We start from the raw sequence: 22,637 nt of genomic DNA, 5'->3' as shown, positions 1-22,637 counted from the left end.
GAGTAGTGGCAGCGTTTTCAATACTGGTCGCGGCCAAGGCGGCTGTTCCAGAAGCCAGCCATGCCAGACCGAGCAGTAGCGCGAGGCTGGTGGGCAGCGCAGTAGTCCGTGCGTGTTGGGATGAGGTGCGCATGAGTGTGTTGCCTAGGTGTAATGGTCTTCAATGATGGCGCTGGCCAGTTTTAGTGTGCCGCACAGCAGCAGCAGTACCAGTGCGGCGCTGATCAGCCACCATGCGCGCTGCGGGTATTCGGCCTCTTCTGCGAGGCTGGGTGTGGCAATAACAGCTAGGCTTTTGATGTTGCGGCCACTATCGACCCGGGCTTTTTCCAGACTGTTCAGTGCTAGCTTGTAGAGATCGGCGGCAAAGTCGAGCCGTCCTTTGAGTTCGGCATATTCGGCAGCGGTGCGGTTGAGGCGATTGCCGGAGGGGGCGCTGAGCTTGGACTTTTCCTTTTCGATTTGCTGTTTCAATGCGCCCAGGGCATGTCGTGCGGCTTCGATCTGGGGAGCATCTGCCTGCAGATAGCGCTGCAGATTGTCCAGTTCTGCTTCTTGTTGTGCCTGGCGGGTTTCCATTTCTGCGATCATGCGGCTGGCCGCCTGGCCTTCCTCTACCGGGTTGATGACCCGATGCTGGTTCTGAAAGCGCAGCAGTCGTTCGCGTGCCTGGCTTAGTGCCAAATAGGCATGGTCAGTTTCCTGGTGGGCGAACTGCATTTCTTCCCGCGCAATCTTGCGGGACAGTTCGTTGAGAAAGCGTCCACTTTCGTTGAGTAGGATTTGGTTCAGGCGCTGCGCGGCAGCAGGAGTGAAGCCTTCGCTGCGCACGACCAGCATGCCGGTCTTGTCGTCGAAGCGCAGGCTGAGCCGATGGCGGTAGTAGTCCAGCAGTTGTTCCCTACTGGCATCGGCGGGCAGTTGGTAGAACCAGTCCATCCCGGCATCGCCAAAGGCATGGTGCAGGTTGAACTGGCGGTGGACCAGATACAGCATGTCCGGCGATAGCAGATATTCTTGCAGCAGCATGGCATCGTCGCGCAGGGCGCTATTGCCGTAGCCGCTGCCGATGAGGCTGCCCAGCGTCAGTTCTGCATTGCCGGTCTGGCCTGCTTGTTTGACCACGATGCGAGATTCGCTGACATAGCGTGGCTGTGCCAGCAGCAGATACGCACCGAGCAATGTCAGCGGCAGGACGACGAGCCAAAGCGTCAGGGATTTGCCGCGCAAGCGCAGCAGCAGCGCCGGAGTGTCAGACATGGTTCTCTGCCCGGTATTGTGCGATGCCGAGGTCAACATCATCGAAGTAGCGCAGGCCCTGGCTATCTAGCAGCAGGGCGACATCACAGAACTGGCGTAGTTGCTGCAGATTGTGTGAGACAAAAATGAATTGGCTGTGCTGCCGGCGCTGTTGGATCAGTGCGGCGCTTTTTTGTCGGAAGACGGCGTCGCCCACCGCGGTAATTTCATCCAGCAGGTAGTAGTCGAAATCGAAAGCCATGGACAGTCCGAAGCCCAGACGTGAGCGCATGCCTGAGGAATAGCTTTTGAGTGGCATGTCGAAGTAGCGCCCCAATTCGGCAAACTCTTCGACAAAGCCTACCTTGGCTGCCAATTCATGCGGCTTGGCATACAGCCGCGCCACGAACTTGACGTTTTCCCGGCCGCTCATGCTGCCTTGGAAACCAGTGGATAAACCGACTGGCCAGGAAATGGTTTTGTCGCTGTGAATGCGACCACGATCTGGGCGATCCATGCCGCCGATCAGTCGCAGCAGCGTGGATTTACCCGCACCGTTGCGCCCGAGCAGGGCGATGCTTTTACCGGAGGGAATTTCCAGGTTGACCTGTCGGAACAGATAATGCCGTCCGGCAGGTGTCTTGTACGATTTGCAAAGGTTCTCGAAACGGATCATGAGCGCCGCAGGGCATTGGCCCGGCCTTTGTATAACAGCAGGCTGAAAAACAGCAGACCCAGAGTCCATAGCAGCAGATAGCTGCCATGGACATGGTCTGCCGGATAGGATGCCACTAGAGCGTGGCGGATCAGCTCGAGCGCGTGTGCCAGCGGATTCCACAGCAAATAGGTCTGGTATCGTGCAGGAACCAGTGCCAGGGGGAACATCACCCCGCTGAGGAAATACAGTGGCTTGAGCAGTAGCGGAATGAGCTTTTCGCTTTCTGGGTAAGCATGGCCGAGCAGCATGAACAGCAGGCCCAGGCTGAAACTGAAGAGCAATAACAACATCCAGTAGCCGCACAGTGCCGGGAGCTGATCCAGTGCAATGGTCTGTCCGGCTAGTGCCAGACCCAGCAATAGCAGTAGGAAGACTGCCGTGCCGATGACACCCTCCAGCAGGGTGCGTGCCAATATCAGATCGATGGCTTGCACCGGGCGGTAGCTGAGCAGGCCCTGATTGGCATCAAGTGCGTTGAGGGAGCGGGAGACAATCTGGTTGAACATCAGAAATGGCAGCACTCCGCACAGCAAAAAAAGCGGAAACGGAATGGACGGAATACTGCGGTGCATGATGTAGCCAAACAGCAGCAGCAAGATGCTGATATGGGCCAGTGGCTCCAGCAGGCACCACAGATAGCCCAGCCGGTATTTGCCGAAGCGGGTTTTTATTTCGCGCAGAAACAAAGCCAGTACGGTACGGCGGATCAGATCCAGTTGCGGTTTCATGCGCACAGGTCAAGCAGCCTGATCACCCCGGTCGCCATGTGCTGAGGGTTGATTGCCACCAGCGCGGTGACCTGATGGCGCGCCATCTTTTCCTGTGCTGCGCTTAATGGTGCATCCTGCGGGATGGTGAGTGGAGCGGGCGTCATTAACTGATGTGCCTGCAGCTGGCCGAGTACCTCATGCTGTTCCATGGCACGGCGCAGATCGCCATCGGTAATGATGCCCAGCGTCTCTTGTGTTTCGCCCACGACTAGGGTCAATCCCAACTGGCCGTGAGTCATGACGTTGACGATGGTCCGGAAAGGGGCCGACAGTGAGCAGCAGGGAGGGTGCCGATGCATCACGTCGCCGACCCGGGTCAACAGTTTTTTCCCCAGCGATCCTCCGGGATGCCTTCGGGCAAAGTCTTCTGGCTGAAAGGCCCGCTTTGTCATCAGCGCCATGGCGAGGGCATCTCCCATCACCAGCATCATGGTGGTCGAGGTGGTGGGGGCCAGATTATTCGGGCAGCACTCGCGGGGAACATCGACATGCAGCGTCAGATCGGCGACGGAAGCCAGTGTCGACATAGCGACTGCCGTGATGGCGATGACCGGTACGCCTAGTTGTTGCAAGTGTGGGAGCAGCCGCCGGATTTCGTCGGTTTCACCACTGTAGGACAGCAATAGCACACTGTCCTGTGCGGTAATCATGCCCAGATCGCCATGAAAGGCTTCTGCAGGGTGAACGAAAAAGCTGGGACTGCCGGTAGAGGCCAGGGTGGCGGCAATCTTGCGGCCGATGATGCCCGATTTCCCCATGCCACAGACCACCAGCTTACCTTGTGTGGCCGCAATCAATTGGACAGCTTGCTCGAAATCCACAGACAGACTCTCGGCCTGTTTGAGCAGGGCGTGTCCCTGCTGCAAGAATACATTCGCACCGATTTGCACGCTGTCGGGCATGAGCGACATTTCCCTGATGATTTGAAGCGTTCACCTTAGGGCTAGCCTGGCTATTGATCTATCAGACTGGTCGTGCCATTTGGGCGGATCAGTCTGCTGTCATTCACTTCTATTTCTTGTCAGCGCAAGTACCCGATAGCGCAAGTGCTCATCCTTGACTAAGGTGAACAGAGGGAGCAGGTATGGTTCCCGCGTTGAATCGGGAGGGGCAATATGCGCATCCAACTTCATCTGGCCAGCCTGCTGTTGCTGTGCAGCCAGCTGGTCCAGGCAGCCCCTCCGCTGCGGGTGCTGACCGAGGATTACCCGCCTTTCAACATGATGGGGCCGGGTGGCCACATCAGCGGTTTGTCCACCGACATCGTACAGGAGCTGTTGCGGCGCGCTGGTGTCGCTTACGACATTAGCTTGCTGCCCTGGATCCGCGCTTTCAATCTGACGGTGCTGGAGGCCAATACCTGCCTTTACTCCACGACCCGGACCGACAGCCGCGAGCATCAGTTCAAGTGGATAGGTCCGCTGGTGGAAAACCCCTGGGTGCTGTATGCCCGGGCTGACAACCGCCACGCCATCCTGTCGCTGGAAGAGGCGCGCAGTTTCAAGATTGGCGGTTATAGCGGCGATGCCACCTCGCAATACCTGATCGACCGTGGCTTTGATGTCGATCTGGCCAATACCGACCAGCTCAATGTCAAAAAGCTGCTGGCCGGGCGCATCGATTTCTGGGCCACCGGCAAATACCTGGGGGCTTCCTTGCTGGCCAGGGAGAAAGCCGGCAATGTGCGGCCGGTGCTCACCTTCAATACCACCTTGCTGTATCTGGCCTGCAATCCAGCCATGCCGGACATTCAGGTGCAGCAGCTGAATGAGTTGCTGCGTGCCATGCAGCGTGACGGTACGTTTGCGCGCATCAATGCCAAATATCTTAACCAGAAAGACTGAAACCGCTGCAGATCGCGGTTTCATCCCGGGCGAAGCTGCCGCTACAATGGCAGCTTCTGTTTTTTTGTGGTTTGTTAGCCGATGTCCCATCTGCCATTGCTGTCGTCCCGTCGCCGCTTGCCCAAGGCCGGCCTGATGCAGCAGGCACGCGCGCGCTTGCGAGCGGGCGGCGTGATTGCCTATTCCACCGAATCCTGTTTTGGCCTGGGCTGTCTGCCCGAGGATGCACGTGCCATCCGGCGCGTACTGGCGGTGAAAGCCAGACCAAACCACAAGGGCCTGATTGTCATCGCTGCCGATGTCAGCCAGATCCGCCATCTGGTGAAGCCGCTGACGGCGGCACAATGGGCGGAACTTGCCGGCTACTGGCCCGGTCCTTATACCTTTTTGTTGCCAGCCTCGCATAAAGTGCCGCCGGCCTTGCGGGGGCGTCATGCGCAGCTTGCCGTGCGCATTACCGCCCATGGCGAAGCGGCTGCCCTGTGCCGGGCGCTGGGGACGGCGCTGGTGTCGACCTCGGCCAACCGTGCCGGCCAGCGTTCGCTCAAGACGGCGCGTGCTTGCCGGCAGGCCTTTGGCGAGCGGGTACTGACCCTGCCTGGCCGTATCGGCAAGCGCAGAAAGCCTTCTACCATCATCGATTTCGCCAGCGGCCGCGTTTTGCGCTAGGCCGCGCTTTTTGACAAGGAAACATCGTGCAGCAGATTTCCATTTTCAGTCTGGTGATGAATGCCAGTCTGGTGGTGCAGCTGGTCATGGCCGGTCTGGCCGTGGTGTCCGTGCTGTCCTGGGCACTCATCTTCAACAAGATTTCCGTGTTGCGCTCGGCGCGACGCCACAGTGACGAGTTTGAACGCAATTTCTGGAGCGGGGCCGATCTGAACCGGCTGTACGAGGATGCCAACCGGCGCAACGACAGCGTGGGCATGGAGCGCATCTTCCAGTCGGGCTTCGCCGAATTCCTCAAGCTGCGCGGTCGCAGCGGCGCCGAGCTGTCGGACATCATGGACGGCTCACGCCGTGCCATGCGCGCCGCCGCCCAGCGCGAGCTGGATGCGCTGGATAGCCATACTTCCTTTCTGGCGACGGTGGGTTCGGTCAGCCCCTATGTCGGCCTGTTCGGTACGGTGTGGGGCATCATGCATGCCTTTATCGGGCTGGGTAATGCCGGCCAGGCTACCTTGTCCACGGTGGCACCGGGTATTGCCGAGGCGCTGGTGGCCACGGCCATCGGCCTGTTTGCTGCCATCCCGGCGGTGGTGGCTTATAACCGCTTTGCCACCGATGTCGACCGGCTGGCTACCCGCTTCGATACCTATATGGAAGAGTTTTCCAACATCCTGCAGCGGCTGGCCACGCGCTAGGCGGCAGGGTAGCAGGCCGGGATTGTTCTGCCTGCAGAACAGATCTTTTCCCGCCAAGGCTTGAGTTTTCTGCATGCGGAAGGCATGGTAAGCGGCCAGTATCCCCGAGTCCGCCATGTCTTCCCGCCACGCTTCGCTGTCCATGCTGACCCTGTCAGCCTTCTTTGCCCTGTATGTGATCTGGGGCTCTACCTATTTCTTCATCCGCATCGGCATTGAATCCTGGCCACCCTTCATGATGGCCGGCCTGCGTTTTCTGTTTGCCGGTAGCGTGATGCTGGCCTTTCTGCTGCTGCGTGGTCATCGTTTGCCCAGCCGGCAGGAGTTGCGCGGGGCGGCGATTCTGGGGGTGTTGATGCCGGCTATCGGCAATGGCTTCGTCACCCTGGCAGAAAAGCAGGTGTCCTCCGGGGTGGCTGCGTTGGTGGTGGCGACCGTGCCCTTGTTTACCGTGCTGTTTGGCCGCTTCTGTTTTGGCCTGCGTGCCACACGGCGCGAGTGGGCGGGTATCGCACTGGGCATGCTGGGCATGTTGGTGCTGAATCTGGGGTCCAATTTGCGTGCCAGCCCGCTGGGGGCTTTCTGGCTGCTGTTCGCTTCGGCCGGCTGGGCGCTGGGGTCGGCCTGGAGCCGGATCATCGTGCAGCCCAAGGGGCCGATGGGCAGTGCCTGGATGATGATCTTTGGTGGCCTGGCCCTGCTGCTGGGCAGTGCTGCGGTGGGCGAGCGCCTGGCTGCGGCACCATCATGGCAAGGCTGGGTGGCCATTGCCTATCTGTCGATCTTCGGCTCCATGCTGGCCTACAGCGCCTATCTGCATCTGCTGAAAACCGTCTCCCCGGCGGCAGCCACCAGCTATGCCTACGTCAACCCCATCATTGCGGTGATGCTGGGGGTGTTGCTGCTGGGCGAACATGTCGGCCAGCAGGAAGTCATCGCCATGGCCATCATCCTGTCCGGCGTCATTCTGATCAGCTGGCGCAAGCGCTGATCACTTGTTGCGGCCCGTGGCGGCCGCTTCAGTCCACTCGCAAAGGGCCGTGCGTAAGCAGCGGCCCTTTTTGCATGTCGGCAAGCGTGCCCATACCAGTTGCTGTGGTTTTCTGGCCACGCTGCCGCCGCATTGCTGACGCAGCGATTTTCTATCCCAGGGCATGTGGTGCTGTTCGGCTTGCTGCTGGTCATTCGACTAGCTCTGCACGGTTTAGCGCGTTATTTATTACCAATTCAATACCAATTTTCGCTTGAGCATGCGGCGGCAGTCTGCTCACTGCGCTTGCAGATCGGCCAGCGTTGGCTGCTTTACTACCTGTTGCCTTGCTGTCAGGCAGGTTTTTGCTGGGGTTTTGAGAAAATTGGTATTGACGTGGTATTTAAGTGGTATTAACTTCATCAGCAATCCAGCCGCTAGGCGCAACAGGTAATGAGTGCGATATTGAGCCTGTTATCGTCAAGACCACATGCAGACCGCTTATGGAAAATCGCTGGAGTGCACTCAAACCGGAAGGTGAATCCACCACCCCGCTGTATTTGCAGCTGGCCAGAAAACTGGCCGATGCCATTAACGCCGGCTGGTGGCAGGCCGATGAGGCCCTGCCGTCGGAGCGGACCTTTTCTGAAGAACTGGGCATTTCGCGGGTAACTGCCCGCAAGGCCATGGATGTATTGCTGGAACAGGGGCTGATTCGCCGCCGTCACGGCTCGGGCACCTTTATCACGCCCCGGCTGGAGCAGCCCTTGTCGCGGCTGACCGGGTTTACCGAACAGTTGCGCCAGCGCGGCTTCGAACCCTCATCGGTATGGCTGGAGCGGGGCATTCATCCACCCAGCAACGACGAGGTGATCAAGCTGGGCTTGTCTCCCACCTCGCAGGTGGCGCGGCTGAAGCGGCAACGGCTGGCTGACGGCGTGGTGATGGCGATAGAGATGACCACATTGCCAGTGGCCTATCTGCCAGAGCCGCATAAAGTGGGCAACTCGCTGTACGCCTATCTGGATGCGGCTGGCCATTCGGTGGTGCGTGCCTTGCAGCATATTCGGGCGGTGAATGCCTCACCCGAGATCGCTGCGCTGGCCGGCATCCGCCAGGGTGAGGCCATGCTGTTGATTACCCGGATCGGCTTCAATGCCGACAATCTGGCAATAGAACTGACTGATACCTATTGCCGTAACGATTACTACGACTTTGTCGCTGAACTGAGACGATGACGACACAACATGTACTGCAGGGCCGCATCCTGAGCGGTAATGGCTGGCTGGACGGCACGATCACCCTGGGTGCGGATGGCCGCATCGCCGCCATCGATGGCCGGCTGGCCTCTGGCCGCGCGGTAGAGCGTTACATCCTGCCCGGCTTTATCGACCTGCATGTACATGGCGGTGGCGGGGTAGACATCATGGAAGGCGGCAGGGCGGCCGAAGCGGTTGCCCGGCTGCATGCGCGGCATGGCACCACCGCCATGCTGGCCACCACCATGACCGCGCCAATGGATGAGATTGAAAGCGTGCTGGCTGCGCTGGGGCCTTGTTGCCGCCAGCGCACTCCCGGCACAGCACGGCTGCTGGGTGTGCATCTGGAAGGGCCTTACATCAACCCCGGCAAGCTGGGTGCCCAGCCGGACGATGCCTGTCGCGCCGTGCTGTCGCAAATCGAAAAGCTGGGTGAACTGGCCCCCATCGTCCTGCTGACGCTGGCACCGGAAATCCCCGGCCACATGGAGATCATCCGTGCGCTGAGCGATGCCGGCATCCGGGTGCAGATCGGCCATACCCTGGGCAGTTACGAGGACGGCGTGCAAGCGCTGGAGCAGGGCGCTGCCGGTTTTACCCATTTGTTCAATGCCATGAGCGGCCTGCATCACCGCGAGCCGGGCATGGTGGGTGCCGCGCTGGCGCATGCCGAATATGCCGAGCTGATTCCGGATCTGCTGCATGTGCATCCCGGTGCCATCCGCACCGCCTTGCGCGCCATTCCCCGGCTGTACTGCGTCACCGACTCCACCGCTGCCGCCGGCATGCCGGACGGCGAGTACAAGCTGGGTTCGCATGCCGTCACCAAGTGCATGGGCGGGGTGCGGCTGGCCGACGGCACACTGGCCGGCAGTACGCTGACCATGGATCAGGCCTTGCGCAATCTGCTGGCCATCGGCTTGCCGCTGGCCGAGGCCTCACACCGGCTGTCGCTGTATCCGGCCGATTACCTGGGCCATGCCGACCGTGGCCGGCTGGAAACCGGAGCCTGGGCCGATGTGCTGGTGCTGGATCCGGCCTTGAATTTGCTGGATGTCTATCTGGAAGGGGAACACCTTGTCGTCTCTGATGTATGAAGAAGCGCTGTCTGCGGCCGATGCCGTGGCCACACAACACATGTATGCCGACGAGGGCCTGGCAGTGCTGGGCCGCGAACTGGCTACCGCCCGGCCCACACTGGCGCTGACCGTGGCGCGTGGCAGCTCCGACCATGCCGCCAGCTATTTCGCCTATCTGGCCATGCAAAGGCTGGGCGTGCCGGTGGTGTCGCTGCCGATGTCGCTGGTGACGCTGCATCATGCACCGCTGGCAGTGAAAGGCCAGCTGGCGGTGGCACTGTCGCAGTCTGGCCAGAGCCCGGACCTGATCGACACCATGAGCCGCCTGGCCGAGGCCGGCGCCCGCACAGTGGCGCTGGTCAACAAGCACGAATCACCGCTGGCGGCTGCCTGTGAGTGGTCGCTGCCCTTGTGTGCCGGCGAGGAAAAGAGTGTGGCCGCCACCAAGAGCTATATCGCCTCGCTGTCGGCGGTGGCCCGGCTGGTGGCGCACTGGCAGGGTGATAACGCTTTGCTGAGGGCGCTTGATGCGCTGCCGGAGCAACTGAAAGAGGCCTGCCATCAGGACTGGAGTGCGGCCATTCCGGTACTGGCTGCGGCCGAACGCATCATGGTGGTAGGGCGCGGCCTCGGCTTTGCCGTGGCGCTGGAAGCTGCGCTCAAGTTCAAGGAAACCTGCGCCATCCAGGCCGAAGCCTTCTCCGGCGCAGAAATCAAGCACGGGCCAATGGCACTGATCGACGAAGGCTACCCGCTGCTGGTGTTTGCCCCGCGTGGACCGGAGCAGCAGGGGCTGATTGCCTTGGCCGCCGAGATGCGTGGCCGTGGTGCCCGTGTGCTGCTGGCCGCGCCAGCCGATGAGCCCAGCCGCGACCTGACGCTCAGCGTAGCGGACGACGAGGCACTGGACCCCTTGCTGGCCATCCAGAGCTTCTATCTGATGGCCGCGCAATTGTCCGAGGCGCGTGGCCTCAATCCCGATACCCCGCGTCATCTGTCCAAGGTAACGCGCACGCATTGAAGCCTGATCCAGACATGGCTGCCAGCAGGCAGCCAGTGACAGAACAGACACGGTTTGGTGCCGTGTCCGGCCCTGCTTGCGCCTGTGCTTGGCGCAGCAGGCCGGGCAGGGCCTGAACGCCAGGAATCCTCCCTGCGGGATGGCGCTTCCTGGCATAGACAGGAGGATGTCCGATGAACCCTTCGCTGCAACTCATAGCCCCTTTCAGCGGGCCGCTGCTGCCCTTGTCGCAGGTGCCCGATCCGGTGTTTGCCGGCCTGATGATGGGCGATGGCCTGGCCATCGAACCCCTGTCTTCCACCCTGCTTGCTCCCTGTGATGGCGTCATCAGCCAGTTGGCGCGCACCCACCACGCCCTGACGCTGACTGCTGCCAATGGTGCACAAATCCTGCTGCATATCGGCATCGACACCGTGCAGCTGGGTGGGGCCGGCTTTACTGCCCTGGTGGCACAGGGCGACAGCGTGCGGCAGGGGCAGGCTTTGATCGAGGTCGATCTGGATGTCGTGGCACGGCAGGCGGCTTCGCTGATCAGCATGCTGGTGATCGCCAACGGCGAACACTACCAGCTGGACGAGCGCGCCAGCGGGCTGGCGCAGGCTGGAGAAACCCCACTGCTGCGTCTGCATGCCATGCATGCCGCCACGACTGCATCGGTCAGCACCGAGGCCAGCGAAAGCCGGGGGCGCGCTACGGTACGGCATGCCGGCGGCCTGCATGCCCGCCCGGCAGCGCTGGTGCAGAATGCGGCGCGGCCATTTGCCGCCCAGGTGCAGGTGGCGTTCAAGGGGCATAGCGTCAACGCCAAAAGCATGGTGGCGCTGATGACTTTAGGTGTCGCCGAAGAGGACGATGTCGAGGTGCTGGCACAGGGCAGCGATGCTGCGGCTGCGGCGGCCGCCGTGATTGCTGCGCTGCAGACGCGCAGCCAGGGGGCGCATGCCACGGCACAGCCGGTAGCGCGGCCGACGGTGGCGGTGGCGGGCATGCTGAGTGGCGTGTGCGCCGCACCGGGTCTGGCCATTGCACCGGTATTCAGACTGGATGTCCGCGAACCGGAACCGGCTCAATCGGCAGATGATCCGCAGCGGGAAGCACGGTTGTTGCAGCAAGCCTTGCAACAGCTGCGTGGCCGGATAGGCCAGTCCATCAACGATGCCATGCGGTGCGGTGCGCAGGCTCAAAGCGAAATTTTCTCTGCTCATCTGGCCGTGCTGGATGACCCGGAGCTGTTGCAGGCCAGCCAGCGGGGCATCGCCAGCGGCCTGAGTGCCGGCTTTGCCTTTCGCCAGGCCATCAGCACCCAGTGCCAGCTGCTAACCGCGCTGGGCAATCCGCTATTGGCCGAGCGCATTGCCGACCTGCGCGATCTGCAGCGCCAGCTGCTGCAGATATTGCTGGGCGAGGAGAGCCCGCCACCGGTGTTGAGCGTCCCGGTCATTCTGGTGGCCGACGATCTTGCCCCGTCCCAACTGGCCAGCCTGCCGCAGGACAAGGTGGCCGGCATGCTGACCGCAGCGGGTGGTGCCACCGCGCATGTGGCCATTCTGGCGCGTGCGCTGGGCATCCCGGCACTGGTGGCCTGCGGGCCGGCCGCCCTGCAATTACATACCGGGCAACAGGTCTTGCTGGATGCCAGCCAGGGCTGGTGCCATCCGGCTCCGGATGAGCGCACCTTAAGCGAAGCCGCCGGGCGCATTGCCGCGCTGGCCCAGCGAAGACAGCACATGCAGGCCTGCGCCAATGCCGCCGCCGTCACACTGGACGGTGTCAGCATCGAGGTGGCGGTCAATATCGCCAATGCCGATGAGGCGCGCGAAGGGCTGCTGCATGGAGCGGACAGTGTGGGCCTGACCCGGACCGAATTCCTGTTCATCGACAGGCAGCAGGCCCCGGATGCGGCCGAGCAACGGCAGGCCTATCAGGCAGTGCTGGATGCCATGCCGGAGCGTCCCGTCATCATCCGTACCCTGGATGTGGGCGGCGACAAGGATGTGCCCTATCTGCAGCTGCCTGCCGAGGCGAATCCGGCACTGGGCTTGCGCGGCATCCGTAGCGGCTTTGCCGACCCGGCGCTGCTCGACCTGCAGCTGAATGCCCTGTTGTCGGTACGCCCCCTGTCACGGCTGCGCATCTTGCTGCCGATGATTAGCGAAGTGGACGAACTATTGCTGGTGCGGCAGCGACTGGAGCTGCTGGCCGGCCAACTGGGGCTGAGCGAGCGCCCGCAGCTGGGTGTGATGATCGAAGTGCCTTCCGCTGCCCTGCTGGCTGACCAACTGGCCCGCCATGCCGATTTTCTCTCCATCGGCACCAATGACCTGACCCAGTACACCCTGGCCATGGACCGCTGCAATGCCACGCTGGCAGCGCGGATGGATGCCCTGCACCCCGCGCTGTTGCGACTGATCGCCATGACGGTGGAGGGGGCGCGCCAGCATGGCAAGTGGGTGGGCGTGTGCGGCGCACTGGCCTCCGATCCGGCCGCCGTGCCGGTGCTGGTCGGCCTGGGAGTGACCGAGCTGTCGGTCAGTCCCGGTCTGGTGCCCGAGATCAAGAGTCGCATCCGCGGGCTGGACTTTGCCGAATGTCAGCGCGAAGCACGCGCCATGCAGACGCTGTCTTCTGCCCGTGAAGTACGTCAACGCGCACAACACTGTTGGCCGGCTGCCTGAGCCGGCTTGCGGACAAAACGGGATGGCCAGCAGGCCGTCCGATAAACCCAAGGAGGAGTTGAGGTGAGTACACAGAACAAGTTTGCTGGCATCCAGCAGCTGGGCCGTGCCCTGATGCTGCCGATTGCCGTATTGCCGGTGGCCGGCCTGTTGTTGCGGCTGGGCCAGCCTGATCTTTTGAACATCAAGGTGATGGCCCAGGCCGGCGATGCCATCTTCGGCAATCTGGCACTGATTTTTGCCATCGGTGTCGCCGTGGGCTTTGCCCGCGACAACAACGGCGCGGCCGGCCTGGCCGGTGCCATCGGCTATATGGTGCTGACCGCGGTGCTGAAAGTGATGCCCGACACGCTGCTGGGCTACGACACCTTCAAGTCGCTGGTGCACCTTGATCCCGCAGGCAAGCCTTTCGCCATCAATATGGGGGTGCTGGCCGGCATTCTGGCTGGCCTGGTGGCTGGTGTGCTGTACAACCGCTACAAGGACATCAAGCTGCCAACCTATCTGGCCTTCTTTGGCGGCAAACGTTTTGTGCCGATTGCCACCGGCTTTGCCATGCTGCTGCTGGGGGTCCTGCTTGGCCTGGCCTGGCCGCCGGTGCAGAACGGCATCGACGCGCTCGGCAAATGGCTGATCGGCGTTGGTGAAATCGGCCTGTTCCTGTATGGCATTCTCAACCGCCTGCTCATCGTCACCGGCCTGCATCACATCCTCAACACCATGGTGTGGTTCCAGGTGGGTGATTACACCGATGCCGCCGGCAAGCTGGTGCATGGCGACCTGACCCGTTTCTTTGCTGGCGACAAGAGTGCCGGCATGTTCATGAGCGGCTTTTTCCCGGTGATGATGTTCGGTCTGCCCGCCGCCTGCCTGGCCATGTATCGTGCGGCCAAGCCGGAAAACAAGGCTGCGGTGGGAGGCGTGCTGTTCTCGATGGCGCTGACGGCTTTCCTGACCGGGGTCACTGAACCGGTCGAGTTCGCCTTCATGTTCCTGGCTCCGGTGCTGTATGCCATCCATGCGGTGCTGACCGGTGTTTCCATGGCGCTGATGTATGCGCTGGGCGTACATCTGGGTTTTGGCTTCTCTGCCGGCCTGTTCGATTACCTGCTCAATTTCGGCATTGCCCAGAAACCGTGGCTGTTGTTGCCGGTGGGCCTGCTCTATTTCGTGGTGTATTACAGCCTGTTCAGCTTTTTTATCCGCAAATTCAATCTGCAAACCATGGGGCGGGAGGATACCCCGCAGGTCGCCGTGCAAGTGGTGGAGGGCTCGGCGCGTGCGCACGGCTTCATCCTGGCGCTGGGCGGTGCGGCCAACCTGAAAGCGGTGGACGCCTGCACCACCCGCCTGCGCCTGCAGGTGGTGGATAACGCCAAGGTCGACGAAGCTGCGCTCAAGGCCCTGGGCTCGCGCGGGCTGATCAAGCCGGCGGCCGGCAGTGTGCAAGTGGTACTGGGGCCGGAGGCCGATCTGATCTCGGATGAAATCCGTAACGCCCTGCAACAGGGCAGTGCGGTGGCGGATGGCGCAGCCCCTGCGGTGATGGTGAGCAGCGTCAAGGCCGTGGCCAGCAGTGGCCAGCGCAACGACTGGCTGCAGGCCCTGGGTGGAGCAGCTAATGTAAAGCATGTGGAGGCCGTCGCCGGCAGCCGCCTGCGCGTGGAAGTGGCCGATGCCAGCCTGGTGGATGAGCCTGCCCTGCACGCCCTGGGGGCGCGCGGTGTGACCACATTTTCCGGCAATCTGCTACATGTGGTATTGGCAGAAGACCCTGCTCCTTTTGCCAGTTTGTTGCAGGCATGATCCTGCACGGGCACTACAGGGCGGCGGGCCTTGTCTGACAAGGATTTCACCGCTTTGTTGGTAGCCTGCACACTACTTTTGTAGTCGCTTGCTTACAGAGCAAAAGGAGCAGAAATTGAATGGCGCAGGGCACGCTTAGATGACCTTGCGCCATTATCATTTTGGAGGATGCATCATGACGTTGAAAGTTGCCATTAATGGTTACGGCCGTATCGGCCGCATGGTGGTCCGCGCCTGGCAGGAGCGTTTTGCTGACCGTGATATCGAAATCGTGGCCATCAATGACCTGGGCAAGCCGGAACTGCACGAACACCTCACCCGCTTTGACAGCGTGCATGGCCCCTTCGGTGGCACCGTTGCGCTGGAAGGCGATGCCCTGGTGGTGAACGGCAAGCCGATCAAGCTGTTGTCCATCCGCAACCCGGCCGAGCTGCCGTGGAAAGAACTGGGCGTGGATGTGGTACTGGAATGTACCGGCATCTTCACCAAACGCGACAAGGCCGCCCTGCATCTGGAAGCAGGTGCCAAGCGCGTGCTGATTTCGGCTCCGGCCAACGACGCTGATGCTACCGTGGTATTCGGCGTCAACGACGATGTCCTCACCAGCGCCATGACCGTGGTCTCCAACGCTTCCTGCACCACCAACTGTCTGGCCCCGCTGGTTCAGCCGCTGATCGATACCATCGGGATCGAACGTGGCCTGATGACCACCATCCACGCCTACACCAACGACCAGGTACTGCTGGATACCGATCACTCTGACCTGCGCCGTGCCCGTTCTGCCGCGGTGTCGATGATCCCGACCAAGACCGGTGCCGCCGCCGCCGTGGGCCTGGTGCTGCCCAAGCTGAAGGGCAAGCTGGATGGCTTTGCCGTCCGCGTCCCGGTGAGCAATGTCTCGCTGGTCGACCTGACCTTCACTTCCTCCCGTGACACCACGGTGGAAGAGGTCAACGAGCTGATCAGCACCGCTGCCAAGGGCCGTCTGGCCGGCGTGCTGGCCGTCAACACCCTGCCGCTGGTCTCGCGTGACTTCCTGCACCATCCGGCTTCCAGCGTGTTTGATTCCACGCTGACCCGTGTCATTGCCGGTCGTGAAGTCAAGGTGCTGTCCTGGTACGACAACGAGTGGGGTTTTGCCAACCGCATGCTGGATACCTCGCTGGCCTGGGTGGCTGCCAAGTAATCCGTTTCTCCCTGGTGGCGTCAGAACCGCCAGGGAGAAACCGGTGCAGTAAACCCGGCAGGCATTGGTCAGAAGATGCCTGCCAGGGTGCTTCGTTCGTAGATGTGCTTCTATATGGTCTCTCCCAAGAGTTTGGCCGAAGAATCGTCGATTCTTCGGCCATTTTTTTGTCTGGGAAGGACCGCATCTGTGGTGGCCGCCAGCTGTGGTGGGATTTTCAGTCGTCCTGCAGCAGTTGCGGCATGCGCGGTGCGACCGGCATGTCGATGATGATGGAGGTTTTGGTATCACCAAACTGCATCAGTTGGGCGATCAGCGCCTGCAGGCTGGGCATGGCGTCGACCGCCACCTTCATCATCAGGCCACTGGTGCCGGTGATGGAGGCGCACTCCAGCACCTGGGGCAGGCTGCGGATGCGTTCCAACACCACGTAATACTCCAGATGCTTCACGGTCAGTTCGATCATGCACAGAATCGGCAGTCCCACTTTGGCCGGATCGATTTGTGCCTGGTAGCCGGTGATGACGCCCAGTCGCTCCAGTTTCTCCACCCGGTCGGCGATGGCTGGGGCCGACAGGTTCACCCGCCGAGCCAGTTCGGCAAAGCTGATACGGGCATTTTCGTGCAGGGCGGCCAGAATTTTTTTGTCGAATTTATCCATGCTTTGAATCGAAAGTTTAATGGCCTAAAAAAGCCATTTTACAAGGCATTAATGCGAAAAATCCCATATTTTTACATTAAATTATTGCTGCTTGCTCCGTACAATGCCTGCCGTATCAGAGCTGTTTCGGCACTGTCCCGCCGGGATGGCTCTTGTCCGGATTCGTTGCTGATGGGTTCATGTGCATGTAACCCGTTTGAAACTGTCCTGGTGATCTCTTTGTCCCTGGTCTCAAGTCAGACAAACAAATTTTTGACGAAGGCCATTCCGGGTCTGCCTTGTGGCAGGCCCGTTTTTTTTTGCCTGTTTTCCGGGCCAGGCATGGCAAGATGACAGCCTTGTTCGCTGTGTTGGTGCGTGCGGCAAAAGTTTCGGCAACTATTTAAGAAATGTCATATTTCTGTAATCGCCGGTTTTTATCCTTGCCATAATCAAACCGGGACTGGACCGATACATGGCTGCCAATATTTTGCTTGTCGAAGACGAACCAGCGATTCAGGAACTGATCGCCTTTAACCTCACCCAGGCGGGGCATCACGTCTTGCGTGCCAGCACGGCCGAAGCCGCCCTGACCCTGGTGCGCAATGCGCTGCCCGATCTGGTATTGCTGGACTGGATGCTGCCGGGCGCTTCCGGGGTGGATATCGCCAGGCGCTTGCGCTCGGACGAGCGCACCAAGCATATCCCTATCATCATGCTGACTGCCCGCTCCGACGAGCAGGACAAGATTACCGGGCTGGAGTCCGGTGCCGACGACTACATCACCAAACCCTTTTCGCCGCGCGAACTGCTGGCCCGCATCAAGGCCGTGCTGCGTCGCCGTGCCCCGCAGATGACCGATGATGCGGTCGAGGTGCAAGGCTTGCGGCTGGACCCGATCACCCATCGCGTCAGTGGCAATGGTGGCACCATCGATCTGGGGCCGACCGAATTCCGTCTGCTGCATTTCTTCATGACGCACCCGGAGCGTGTACACTCGCGTTCCCAGCTGCTGGATCAGGTGTGGGGCGACCATGTCTTCGTGGAAGAGCGCACGGTCGACGTGCATATCCGCCGCCTGCGCAGTTCGCTGGAAACCACCGGCCATGATGCCCTGATTCAGACCGTTCGCGGCACGGGTTACCGTTTCTCCACCCAGCAGTGAGGCAGTCTTGCGAGAATTCCTGCAGCGTACCCTGGTTTGGCTGATTGTCATCCTCTTCATCGGCCTGGGCTTCTGGGCCTTCTCCGGCCCGATTGAAGGCCTGATCGCTGCCGGCCTCAGCCTGTTGGCCTGGCTGGGCTTTCATCTCTATCACATTGCCCTGCTACTGCGCTGGCTTGACCATCCCACCGCCGAGCGGGTTCCTGATGGCTTCGGGGCCTGGCATACGGTGTTCATGACGCTGTACCGCACCATGCGTACCCAGATGCAGAGCAAGCGCAAGCTGACCAATGTGCTGGAGCGTTTCATCAATGCCGGCGAAGCCATGCCGGATGGTGTGGTAGTGCTGGACGAGCATGACCGCATCGAGTGGATCAACCCGATGGCGATGGAACACCTGAATCTGGACCGCAAGCAGGATGTGGGTAACCAGATTCTCAACCTCATCCGCCAGCCCAGTTTCCATGCTTACATGAAAAATGCCAGCTTCAGTCAGCCGCTGGTGTTGCAGTTTGTCCAGCCGCGCGAGCTGGTGATTTCGGTACAGCTGGTCCCCTTCGATTCCACGCGCAAGCTGCTGCTCAGCCGCGACATCACCTCGCTGGAGCGGGTGCAGACCGTGCATCGCGACTTTGTCGCCAATGTCTCGCATGAGCTGCGCACGCCGCTCACCGTGGTGGGCGGCTTTCTGGAGACGCTGGCCGACATGGAAGAAGTGGATCAGGCCACGCTCAGCCATTTCCTGCCGATGATGATGGAGCAATCGCGGCGCATGCAAAGCCTGGTGGAAGATCTGCTGACCCTGTCGCGGCTGGAAAACAGCCCCAAGGCGGTGGCAGCGGAAAAGGTCAACATGCAACTGATGCTGGATACCCTGATGGTGGAGGCCGAAGGGCTGTCGCAGGGCCGGCACCAGATCAAGCTGGAAAAGGATTGCAGCCAGTGGCTGTGGGGCAGTGCGCAGGAATTGCATTCGGCTTTTGGCAATCTGGTGTCCAATGCCGTGCGTTACACCCCGGAAGGTGGCGCCATCACCCTGTCGTGGAAAGCCGAAGGCGAGCGCCTGCGATTTTCCGTCAAGGATAGCGGCATCGGCATTCCGCGCGAGCATATCCCGCGCCTGACCGAACGCTTTTACCGGGTGGACCGTGGCCGTTCCCGCGGCAATGGTGGCACCGGCCTCGGCTTGGCTATCGTCAAGCATGTGATTGCCCGCCATAACGCCAGGCTGGATATCAAGAGCGAACCGGACAAGGGCAGTACTTTCAGCGTGATTTTCCAGCGCGAACGTTCGGCCGAGCCGGAAAGCAGCGCCCACAGCGCCTGATTGGCGCGCCGGCAGGCCTGCACACAGCGCAGGCCACCGTCGGCAGGGCTGGGGCTGCTAGTCCGGCCAGTACTCGCCAGCCCGCCCCACGGCGGGTAGGATGGCAAGTCCCCTCTGGCAAGGAGCCGGCATGCTGCATCATGTGGTGTTGTTGCGTTTTACTGCGGCGACTACGCCGTCCGATATTGCCGAAATCAGCCAGCGCTTTGCCGCCTTGCCAGCACGCATTGCTGGCATCCAGTCTTTTGCCGGCGGGCCGGATTGCAGTCCGGAAGGCTTGCAGCAGGGTTTTACTCATGGCTGGCTGTTAAGCTTTGCCGATGCGGCCGCCCGCGATGGCTATCTGCACCATTTAGCCCATCTGGATTTCGTTTCTTTCCTCAAACCATTTGTTGATGACGTTTTAGTCAGTGATTTCCATGCAAGTTAGCGGAAAATCGCTGCGTTTGGGGCTTGGCCTGCCTGCGCTGGCGCGCTAGGATATTCCTCCATAATGCAAACTACCCTGTTCCCGGACCACACCATGAATCGTCTGCAATCCATTCGCCCGTTCGGCCAGCGTATCTGGCTAGATAATCTGTCCCGTGAGCTGCTGGCTTCCGGCCAACTGGCCACATTGCTGCAAGAAGACGGCATTGCCGGCGTGACTTCCAATCCGGCCATTTTCTACAAGGCCATCAGCAGCGATGCCAGCTACCAGGGCGATCTGGCACAGCTGAAAAGCAATACCGCACTGACGGCAGAGCAGCGTTACGAGGCGCTGGTGGTGCCGGACATCCAGGCCGCATGCGACCTGTTGCTGGAACAGTACCGTAGCAGCCAGGGCAATGATGGCTATGTCAGCCTGGAAGTCTCCCCGGCACTGTCGCACGACGAAGCCGGCACGCTGGCCGCAGCACGCCGCTTGTGGGGCGAGATTGGCCGCCCCAACGCCATGATCAAGATCCCGGCTACCGCAGCAGGTATCCGCGCCTTCCAGACGCTGACCGCCGAAGGCATCAACGTCAACATCACCCTGTTGTTCAGCCTGCCGCAGGTGGAAGCGGTATGGGATGCCTATATCGATGGCCTGACCGCCCGCCATGCTGCCGGCAAGCCGGTGGCCGGCATCAAGGCCGTGGCCAGCTTCTTCCTGTCGCGTGTCGACAGCCTGCTGGACCCGCAATTGCCGCCAGCATTGCAAGGCAAGGCCGCCATTGCCCTGTCCAAGGTGGCCTATGCCCGCTATCAGCAGCGCTTCCATGGCAGCGAGTTTGCTGCGCTCAAGGCCGCTGGTGCCTGGCCGCAGTTCCTGTTGTGGGCCTCTACCGGTACCAAGAATGCCGCTTACTCCGACGTGCTGTATGTGGAAAGCCTGATTGGCGATGAAACCGTCAATACCGTGCCGGATGGCACACTGGCGGCCTTCCGTGATCACGGCGTTGCCGCACTGACCTTGCCGCAGGAGGCGCAGCAGGCCCAAGCCACGCTGCTGGATGTGGCGGAAGCGGATATCGATCTGGTGGCCGTGGGCGACAAGCTGCAGCAGGATGGCCTCAAATTGTTTGAAGATGCTTTTGCCGCTCTGCTGCAACTGACTGCCTGAGGCTTGCGGCAGGCTGCCAAACAAAAAAGGATGCCAGATGGCATCCTTTTTTATGGTTTACGTCCGGCCTAGGCGGGGCGCGTTCAGCAGGCTTGCTGGCGACGCTGGGCCATGCGCAGGCCAGCATTGCGCAGCTCATCCGTATTCAGCGTGGCAGCTGCCGTGGGAATCAACCATGCCTCTTCCGAGGCAGCGTGCTCACGGTACTGACGTACGAACTCTGCCACGGCATTTTCGCTGATGCTGTCGATATCACCATTGCGCAAGGCGCGCAGGTCGTCACGGATGGCATTCCAGCAAGAATGCAGGTAGCCGTGTTCGGCTTCCAGTTGCTCGATGCGGGCTGCTGCCGTTGGCACCCGTTCCAGCAGGATGGGGAACAGTTCCTCTTCTTCGTCGATATGGTGGGCCGGGCCGGCCACATCGAAATAGCGGATGACGCTGTCTATGGTGTTTTTTACCGCCTCGTTCACGCCATGTTCCGCGATGTAGCCGGGCAGCTTGTCCAGCTGGTCGCAGAAGCGGCGGATCTTGTCATGGCAAGCCAGCAGCATGTCCAGGGGTTGTTCGAAGCTGGCGCTGCTGGTATTGCCGATATCATTCAGGGTAAGCATGGTGGGTGGCCTCAAGCTGGGTGAATGTGTCGAGTGTGCCGTGCTGCAATGCAAAAAACCATGATTCTGCTCAAATGCGCGGCACTCGGTACGCAGTGGCCAGTGCTGCTGGCACAATAGGCCATTGTGCGCCCGAGCAGGGTGGGTTGCCCAGTGAAATACGGTGGTGGGAGCTGGGTGGCGATGTTGCGGCGGCAAAGACCGACGAGAAAGGTAGTGATGGACATTCCCTTTGAAATCAAACCAATACGACTGGACGACCCGCAGCTGGCGGCCGAGGCCCTGCGTATCCAGCTACTGGCGCATCAGGTGGAGTGCGCGTGGCTGGATTATCCCCAGCTGCCGCTGATGTGGCCTGACCTCGCCGCCGTGATGGCCTGCCGTGACCGTGTGCTGGGTGCGTTTGAGGGGGCAGTGCTGCGCGGTGTGCTGGTGGCAAGCAAACGTCAGCAGGGCGGCTGGCATATCGAGCGCACGGTGGTTGATCCGGCCTGCTTTGGCGCTGGCTGGGCTTATCGCTTGCTGAATCATTTGCTGGCAGCTGCCGACGAGGTCAGCGTGGATACCGCCGAGGTGAACACCGCGGCGGTGGCGCTGTATCACAAGGCGGGGTTTGTGCTGGAGCAGCGCTGGAAGGTGCCGGATGGCCTGGTGCTGTGGCGCATGGTCTATCAGGCCGGCCGTGTGCAGCCGGTACTGCATCTGGATAGCAATGGCTGGGTGCGCGAGGCGCGACAGATTCCTTCACCCAATTGCGATGCCCGCGAGGGCGGGGCGGCCGAGTTGCTGGTCATTCACAATATCAGCCTGCCACCTTATCGCTATGGTGGTCAGGCGGTGGCCCAGCTGTTTACCAATACGCTGGACCCGGCAGAAGATCCTTACTTTGCCAGCATTCATCAGTTGCGCGTCTCCGCGCATTTCTTTATCCGCCGTAGCGGGCAGTTGCTGCAGTTTGTTTCCGTGCATCAGCGTGCCTGGCATGCCGGCGTGTCCAGCTGGCAGGGGCGCGAGCGTTGTAATGACTTTTCGATAGGTATCGAGCTGGAGGGCTGCGATTTCGAGCCCTTTGCTGATGCGCAGTACCAGATGTTGCTGGCGCTGCTGCGCGAATTGCGGGCTCAGCTGCCCTTGCGCGGCATGACCGGGCATGAGGACATCGCCCCGGGGCGTAAAACCGATCCCGGTCCTTACTTTGACTGGGCCAGGGTGAGGGGGGAAATCGACCTGCCGGCGTAGTGCTGGCACTACATAGTAAAATTTCATCCGTTTTGCATCATGTGGCCGGCTGTTTTGCGTCGGCCATTTTTGTTGCAATAGGCGGATCAGTAGATGTTAATTGCCGTTATTTTCAATGTAAGTATCTGTATTGTAT

The 22,637-nt window shown here is 60.9% G+C and carries 22 protein-coding genes and 1 pseudogene; 17 read left to right on the top strand and 6 right to left on the bottom strand.

The window, feature by feature from the left end; translation table 11 throughout:
• Window positions 1-144 precede the first annotated feature (144 nt).
• Genes FAZ30_RS04190 through FAZ30_RS04175 form a run of 4 tightly spaced genes read right to left on the bottom strand, consistent with a single transcriptional unit; the run spans window position 145 to window position 3,629 of the window.
• A complete protein-coding gene (locus FAZ30_RS04190; RefSeq protein ID WP_158613599.1) occupies window positions 145-1,260 on the bottom strand; it encodes a KpsE/RkpR family capsule polysaccharide export protein in 1,116 nt (371 codons plus the stop codon).
• Window positions 1,253-1,915 carry an ABC transporter ATP-binding protein gene (locus FAZ30_RS04185; protein WP_124644152.1) on the bottom strand — a complete coding sequence of 221 codons (663 nt, stop codon included), beginning with the start codon at window positions 1,913-1,915 and terminating at the stop codon, window positions 1,253-1,255. The genes FAZ30_RS04190 and FAZ30_RS04185 overlap by 8 nt, the downstream gene beginning before the upstream one ends.
• Window positions 1,912-2,685 carry an ABC transporter permease gene (locus FAZ30_RS04180; protein WP_124644090.1) on the bottom strand — a complete coding sequence of 258 codons (774 nt, stop codon included), beginning with the start codon at window positions 2,683-2,685 and terminating at the stop codon, window positions 1,912-1,914. Before FAZ30_RS04180 ends, FAZ30_RS04185 begins: the two co-directional genes overlap by 4 nt.
• Window positions 2,682-3,629: a KpsF/GutQ family sugar-phosphate isomerase gene (locus FAZ30_RS04175; protein ID WP_124644091.1), complete on the bottom strand. Its 948-nt coding sequence runs from the start codon at window positions 3,627-3,629 to the stop codon at window positions 2,682-2,684. Before FAZ30_RS04175 ends, FAZ30_RS04180 begins: the two co-directional genes overlap by 4 nt.
• A 213-nt stretch (window positions 3,630-3,842) precedes the next feature.
• On the opposite strand from FAZ30_RS04175, the gene FAZ30_RS04170 reads away from it, so the two are divergent.
• From FAZ30_RS04170 to gap, 11 genes are all read left to right on the top strand, one after another.
• The gene (locus FAZ30_RS04170) at window positions 3,843-4,571 is read left to right on the top strand and encodes a substrate-binding periplasmic protein (RefSeq protein WP_124644092.1); all 729 of its coding nucleotides are present in this window, start codon (window positions 3,843-3,845) and stop codon (window positions 4,569-4,571) included.
• 81 nt (window positions 4,572-4,652) lie between these two features.
• Window positions 4,653-5,240, top strand: a complete 588-nt coding sequence (gene tsaC, locus FAZ30_RS04165; protein WP_233578492.1) for an L-threonylcarbamoyladenylate synthase type 1 TsaC — start codon at window positions 4,653-4,655, stop codon at window positions 5,238-5,240.
• Window positions 5,241-5,266: 26 nt separating this feature from the next.
• Window positions 5,267-5,935 (top strand): protein TolQ, encoded by a 669-nt coding sequence (gene tolQ, locus FAZ30_RS04160; RefSeq protein ID WP_199731025.1) that lies wholly within the window; start codon window positions 5,267-5,269, stop codon window positions 5,933-5,935.
• A gap of 115 nt (window positions 5,936-6,050) precedes the next feature.
• Entirely contained in the window at window positions 6,051-6,926 is an 876-nt protein-coding gene (gene yedA / locus FAZ30_RS04155; RefSeq protein ID WP_137008847.1) for a drug/metabolite exporter YedA, read from the top strand.
• A 99-nt stretch (window positions 6,927-7,025) separates the two neighbouring features.
• Entirely contained in the window at window positions 7,026-7,322 is a 297-nt protein-coding gene (locus FAZ30_RS04150) for a hypothetical protein (RefSeq protein WP_124644095.1), read from the top strand.
• An 86-nt stretch (window positions 7,323-7,408) separates the two neighbouring features.
• Entirely contained in the window at window positions 7,409-8,143 is a 735-nt protein-coding gene (locus FAZ30_RS04145) for a GntR family transcriptional regulator (RefSeq protein WP_059286461.1), read from the top strand.
• Entirely contained in the window at window positions 8,140-9,261 is a 1,122-nt protein-coding gene (gene nagA / locus FAZ30_RS04140) for an N-acetylglucosamine-6-phosphate deacetylase (RefSeq protein WP_137008845.1), read from the top strand. The genes FAZ30_RS04145 and nagA overlap by 4 nt, the downstream gene beginning before the upstream one ends.
• Window positions 9,242-10,264 carry an SIS domain-containing protein gene (locus tag FAZ30_RS04135; RefSeq protein ID WP_246043403.1) on the top strand — a complete coding sequence of 341 codons (1,023 nt, stop codon included), beginning with the start codon at window positions 9,242-9,244 and terminating at the stop codon, window positions 10,262-10,264. Before nagA ends, FAZ30_RS04135 begins: the two co-directional genes overlap by 20 nt.
• Before the next feature lie 173 nt (window positions 10,265-10,437).
• Window positions 10,438-12,939, top strand: a complete 2,502-nt coding sequence (ptsP, locus tag FAZ30_RS04130) for a phosphoenolpyruvate--protein phosphotransferase (RefSeq protein ID WP_137008843.1) — start codon at window positions 10,438-10,440, stop codon at window positions 12,937-12,939.
• 63 nt (window positions 12,940-13,002) lie between these two features.
• Entirely contained in the window at window positions 13,003-14,745 is a 1,743-nt protein-coding gene (gene nagE, locus FAZ30_RS04125; RefSeq protein ID WP_137008841.1) for an N-acetylglucosamine-specific PTS transporter subunit IIBC, read from the top strand.
• Window positions 14,746-14,920: 175 nt separating this feature from the next.
• The gene (gap, locus tag FAZ30_RS04120) at window positions 14,921-15,931 is read left to right on the top strand and encodes a type I glyceraldehyde-3-phosphate dehydrogenase (protein WP_124644099.1); all 1,011 of its coding nucleotides are present in this window, start codon (window positions 14,921-14,923) and stop codon (window positions 15,929-15,931) included.
• 217 nt (window positions 15,932-16,148) lie between these two features.
• Here gap and FAZ30_RS04115 read toward each other — a convergent pair whose 3' ends face one another.
• A complete protein-coding gene (locus tag FAZ30_RS04115; RefSeq protein WP_124644100.1) occupies window positions 16,149-16,592 on the bottom strand; it encodes an Lrp/AsnC family transcriptional regulator in 444 nt (147 codons plus the stop codon).
• 454 nt (window positions 16,593-17,046) lie between these two features.
• On the opposite strand from FAZ30_RS04115, the gene phoB reads away from it, so the two are divergent.
• The 4 genes from phoB to tal all read left to right on the top strand — a co-directional run bounded on the left by phoB (window position 17,047) and on the right by tal (window position 20,648).
• Window positions 17,047-17,736, top strand: coding sequence for a phosphate regulon transcriptional regulator PhoB (gene phoB, locus FAZ30_RS04110; RefSeq protein ID WP_124644101.1), 690 nt, complete (start codon window positions 17,047-17,049; stop codon window positions 17,734-17,736).
• Window positions 17,737-17,743: 7 nt separating this feature from the next.
• A complete protein-coding gene (gene phoR, locus FAZ30_RS04105) occupies window positions 17,744-19,063 on the top strand; it encodes a phosphate regulon sensor histidine kinase PhoR (RefSeq protein WP_137008838.1) in 1,320 nt (439 codons plus the stop codon).
• A gap of 100 nt (window positions 19,064-19,163) precedes the next feature.
• A complete protein-coding gene (locus FAZ30_RS04100) occupies window positions 19,164-19,493 on the top strand; it encodes a Dabb family protein (protein ID WP_137008836.1) in 330 nt (109 codons plus the stop codon).
• Window positions 19,494-19,586: 93 nt separating this feature from the next.
• The gene (gene tal, locus FAZ30_RS04095; RefSeq protein WP_137010185.1) at window positions 19,587-20,648 is read left to right on the top strand and encodes a transaldolase; all 1,062 of its coding nucleotides are present in this window, start codon (window positions 19,587-19,589) and stop codon (window positions 20,646-20,648) included.
• 83 nt (window positions 20,649-20,731) lie between these two features.
• Here the strand turns inward: tal and FAZ30_RS04090 are convergent, their stop codons facing one another.
• The gene (locus FAZ30_RS04090; protein ID WP_124644104.1) at window positions 20,732-21,262 is read right to left on the bottom strand and encodes a hemerythrin domain-containing protein; all 531 of its coding nucleotides are present in this window, start codon (window positions 21,260-21,262) and stop codon (window positions 20,732-20,734) included.
• 183 nt (window positions 21,263-21,445) lie between these two features.
• Here FAZ30_RS04090 and FAZ30_RS20960 point away from each other — a divergent pair.
• Together FAZ30_RS20960 and ampD are read left to right on the top strand one after the other, a co-directional pair.
• A pseudogene (locus FAZ30_RS20960) lies at window positions 21,446-21,922 on the top strand (GNAT family N-acetyltransferase); the annotation flags it as partial.
• 3 nt (window positions 21,923-21,925) lie between these two features.
• The gene (gene ampD / locus FAZ30_RS20690) at window positions 21,926-22,501 is read left to right on the top strand and encodes a 1,6-anhydro-N-acetylmuramyl-L-alanine amidase AmpD (protein ID WP_246043429.1); all 576 of its coding nucleotides are present in this window, start codon (window positions 21,926-21,928) and stop codon (window positions 22,499-22,501) included.
• The last annotated feature ends 136 nt before the right edge of the window (window positions 22,502-22,637 follow it).

This window comes from Aquitalea aquatilis (assembly GCF_005155025.1).
In the GTDB taxonomy this organism is placed as follows: Bacteria; Pseudomonadota; Gammaproteobacteria; order Burkholderiales; family Chromobacteriaceae; genus Aquitalea; species Aquitalea aquatilis.
Note: the sequence above shows the minus strand (reverse complement) of the source record. Positions and strands in the feature narration are given on the sequence as shown.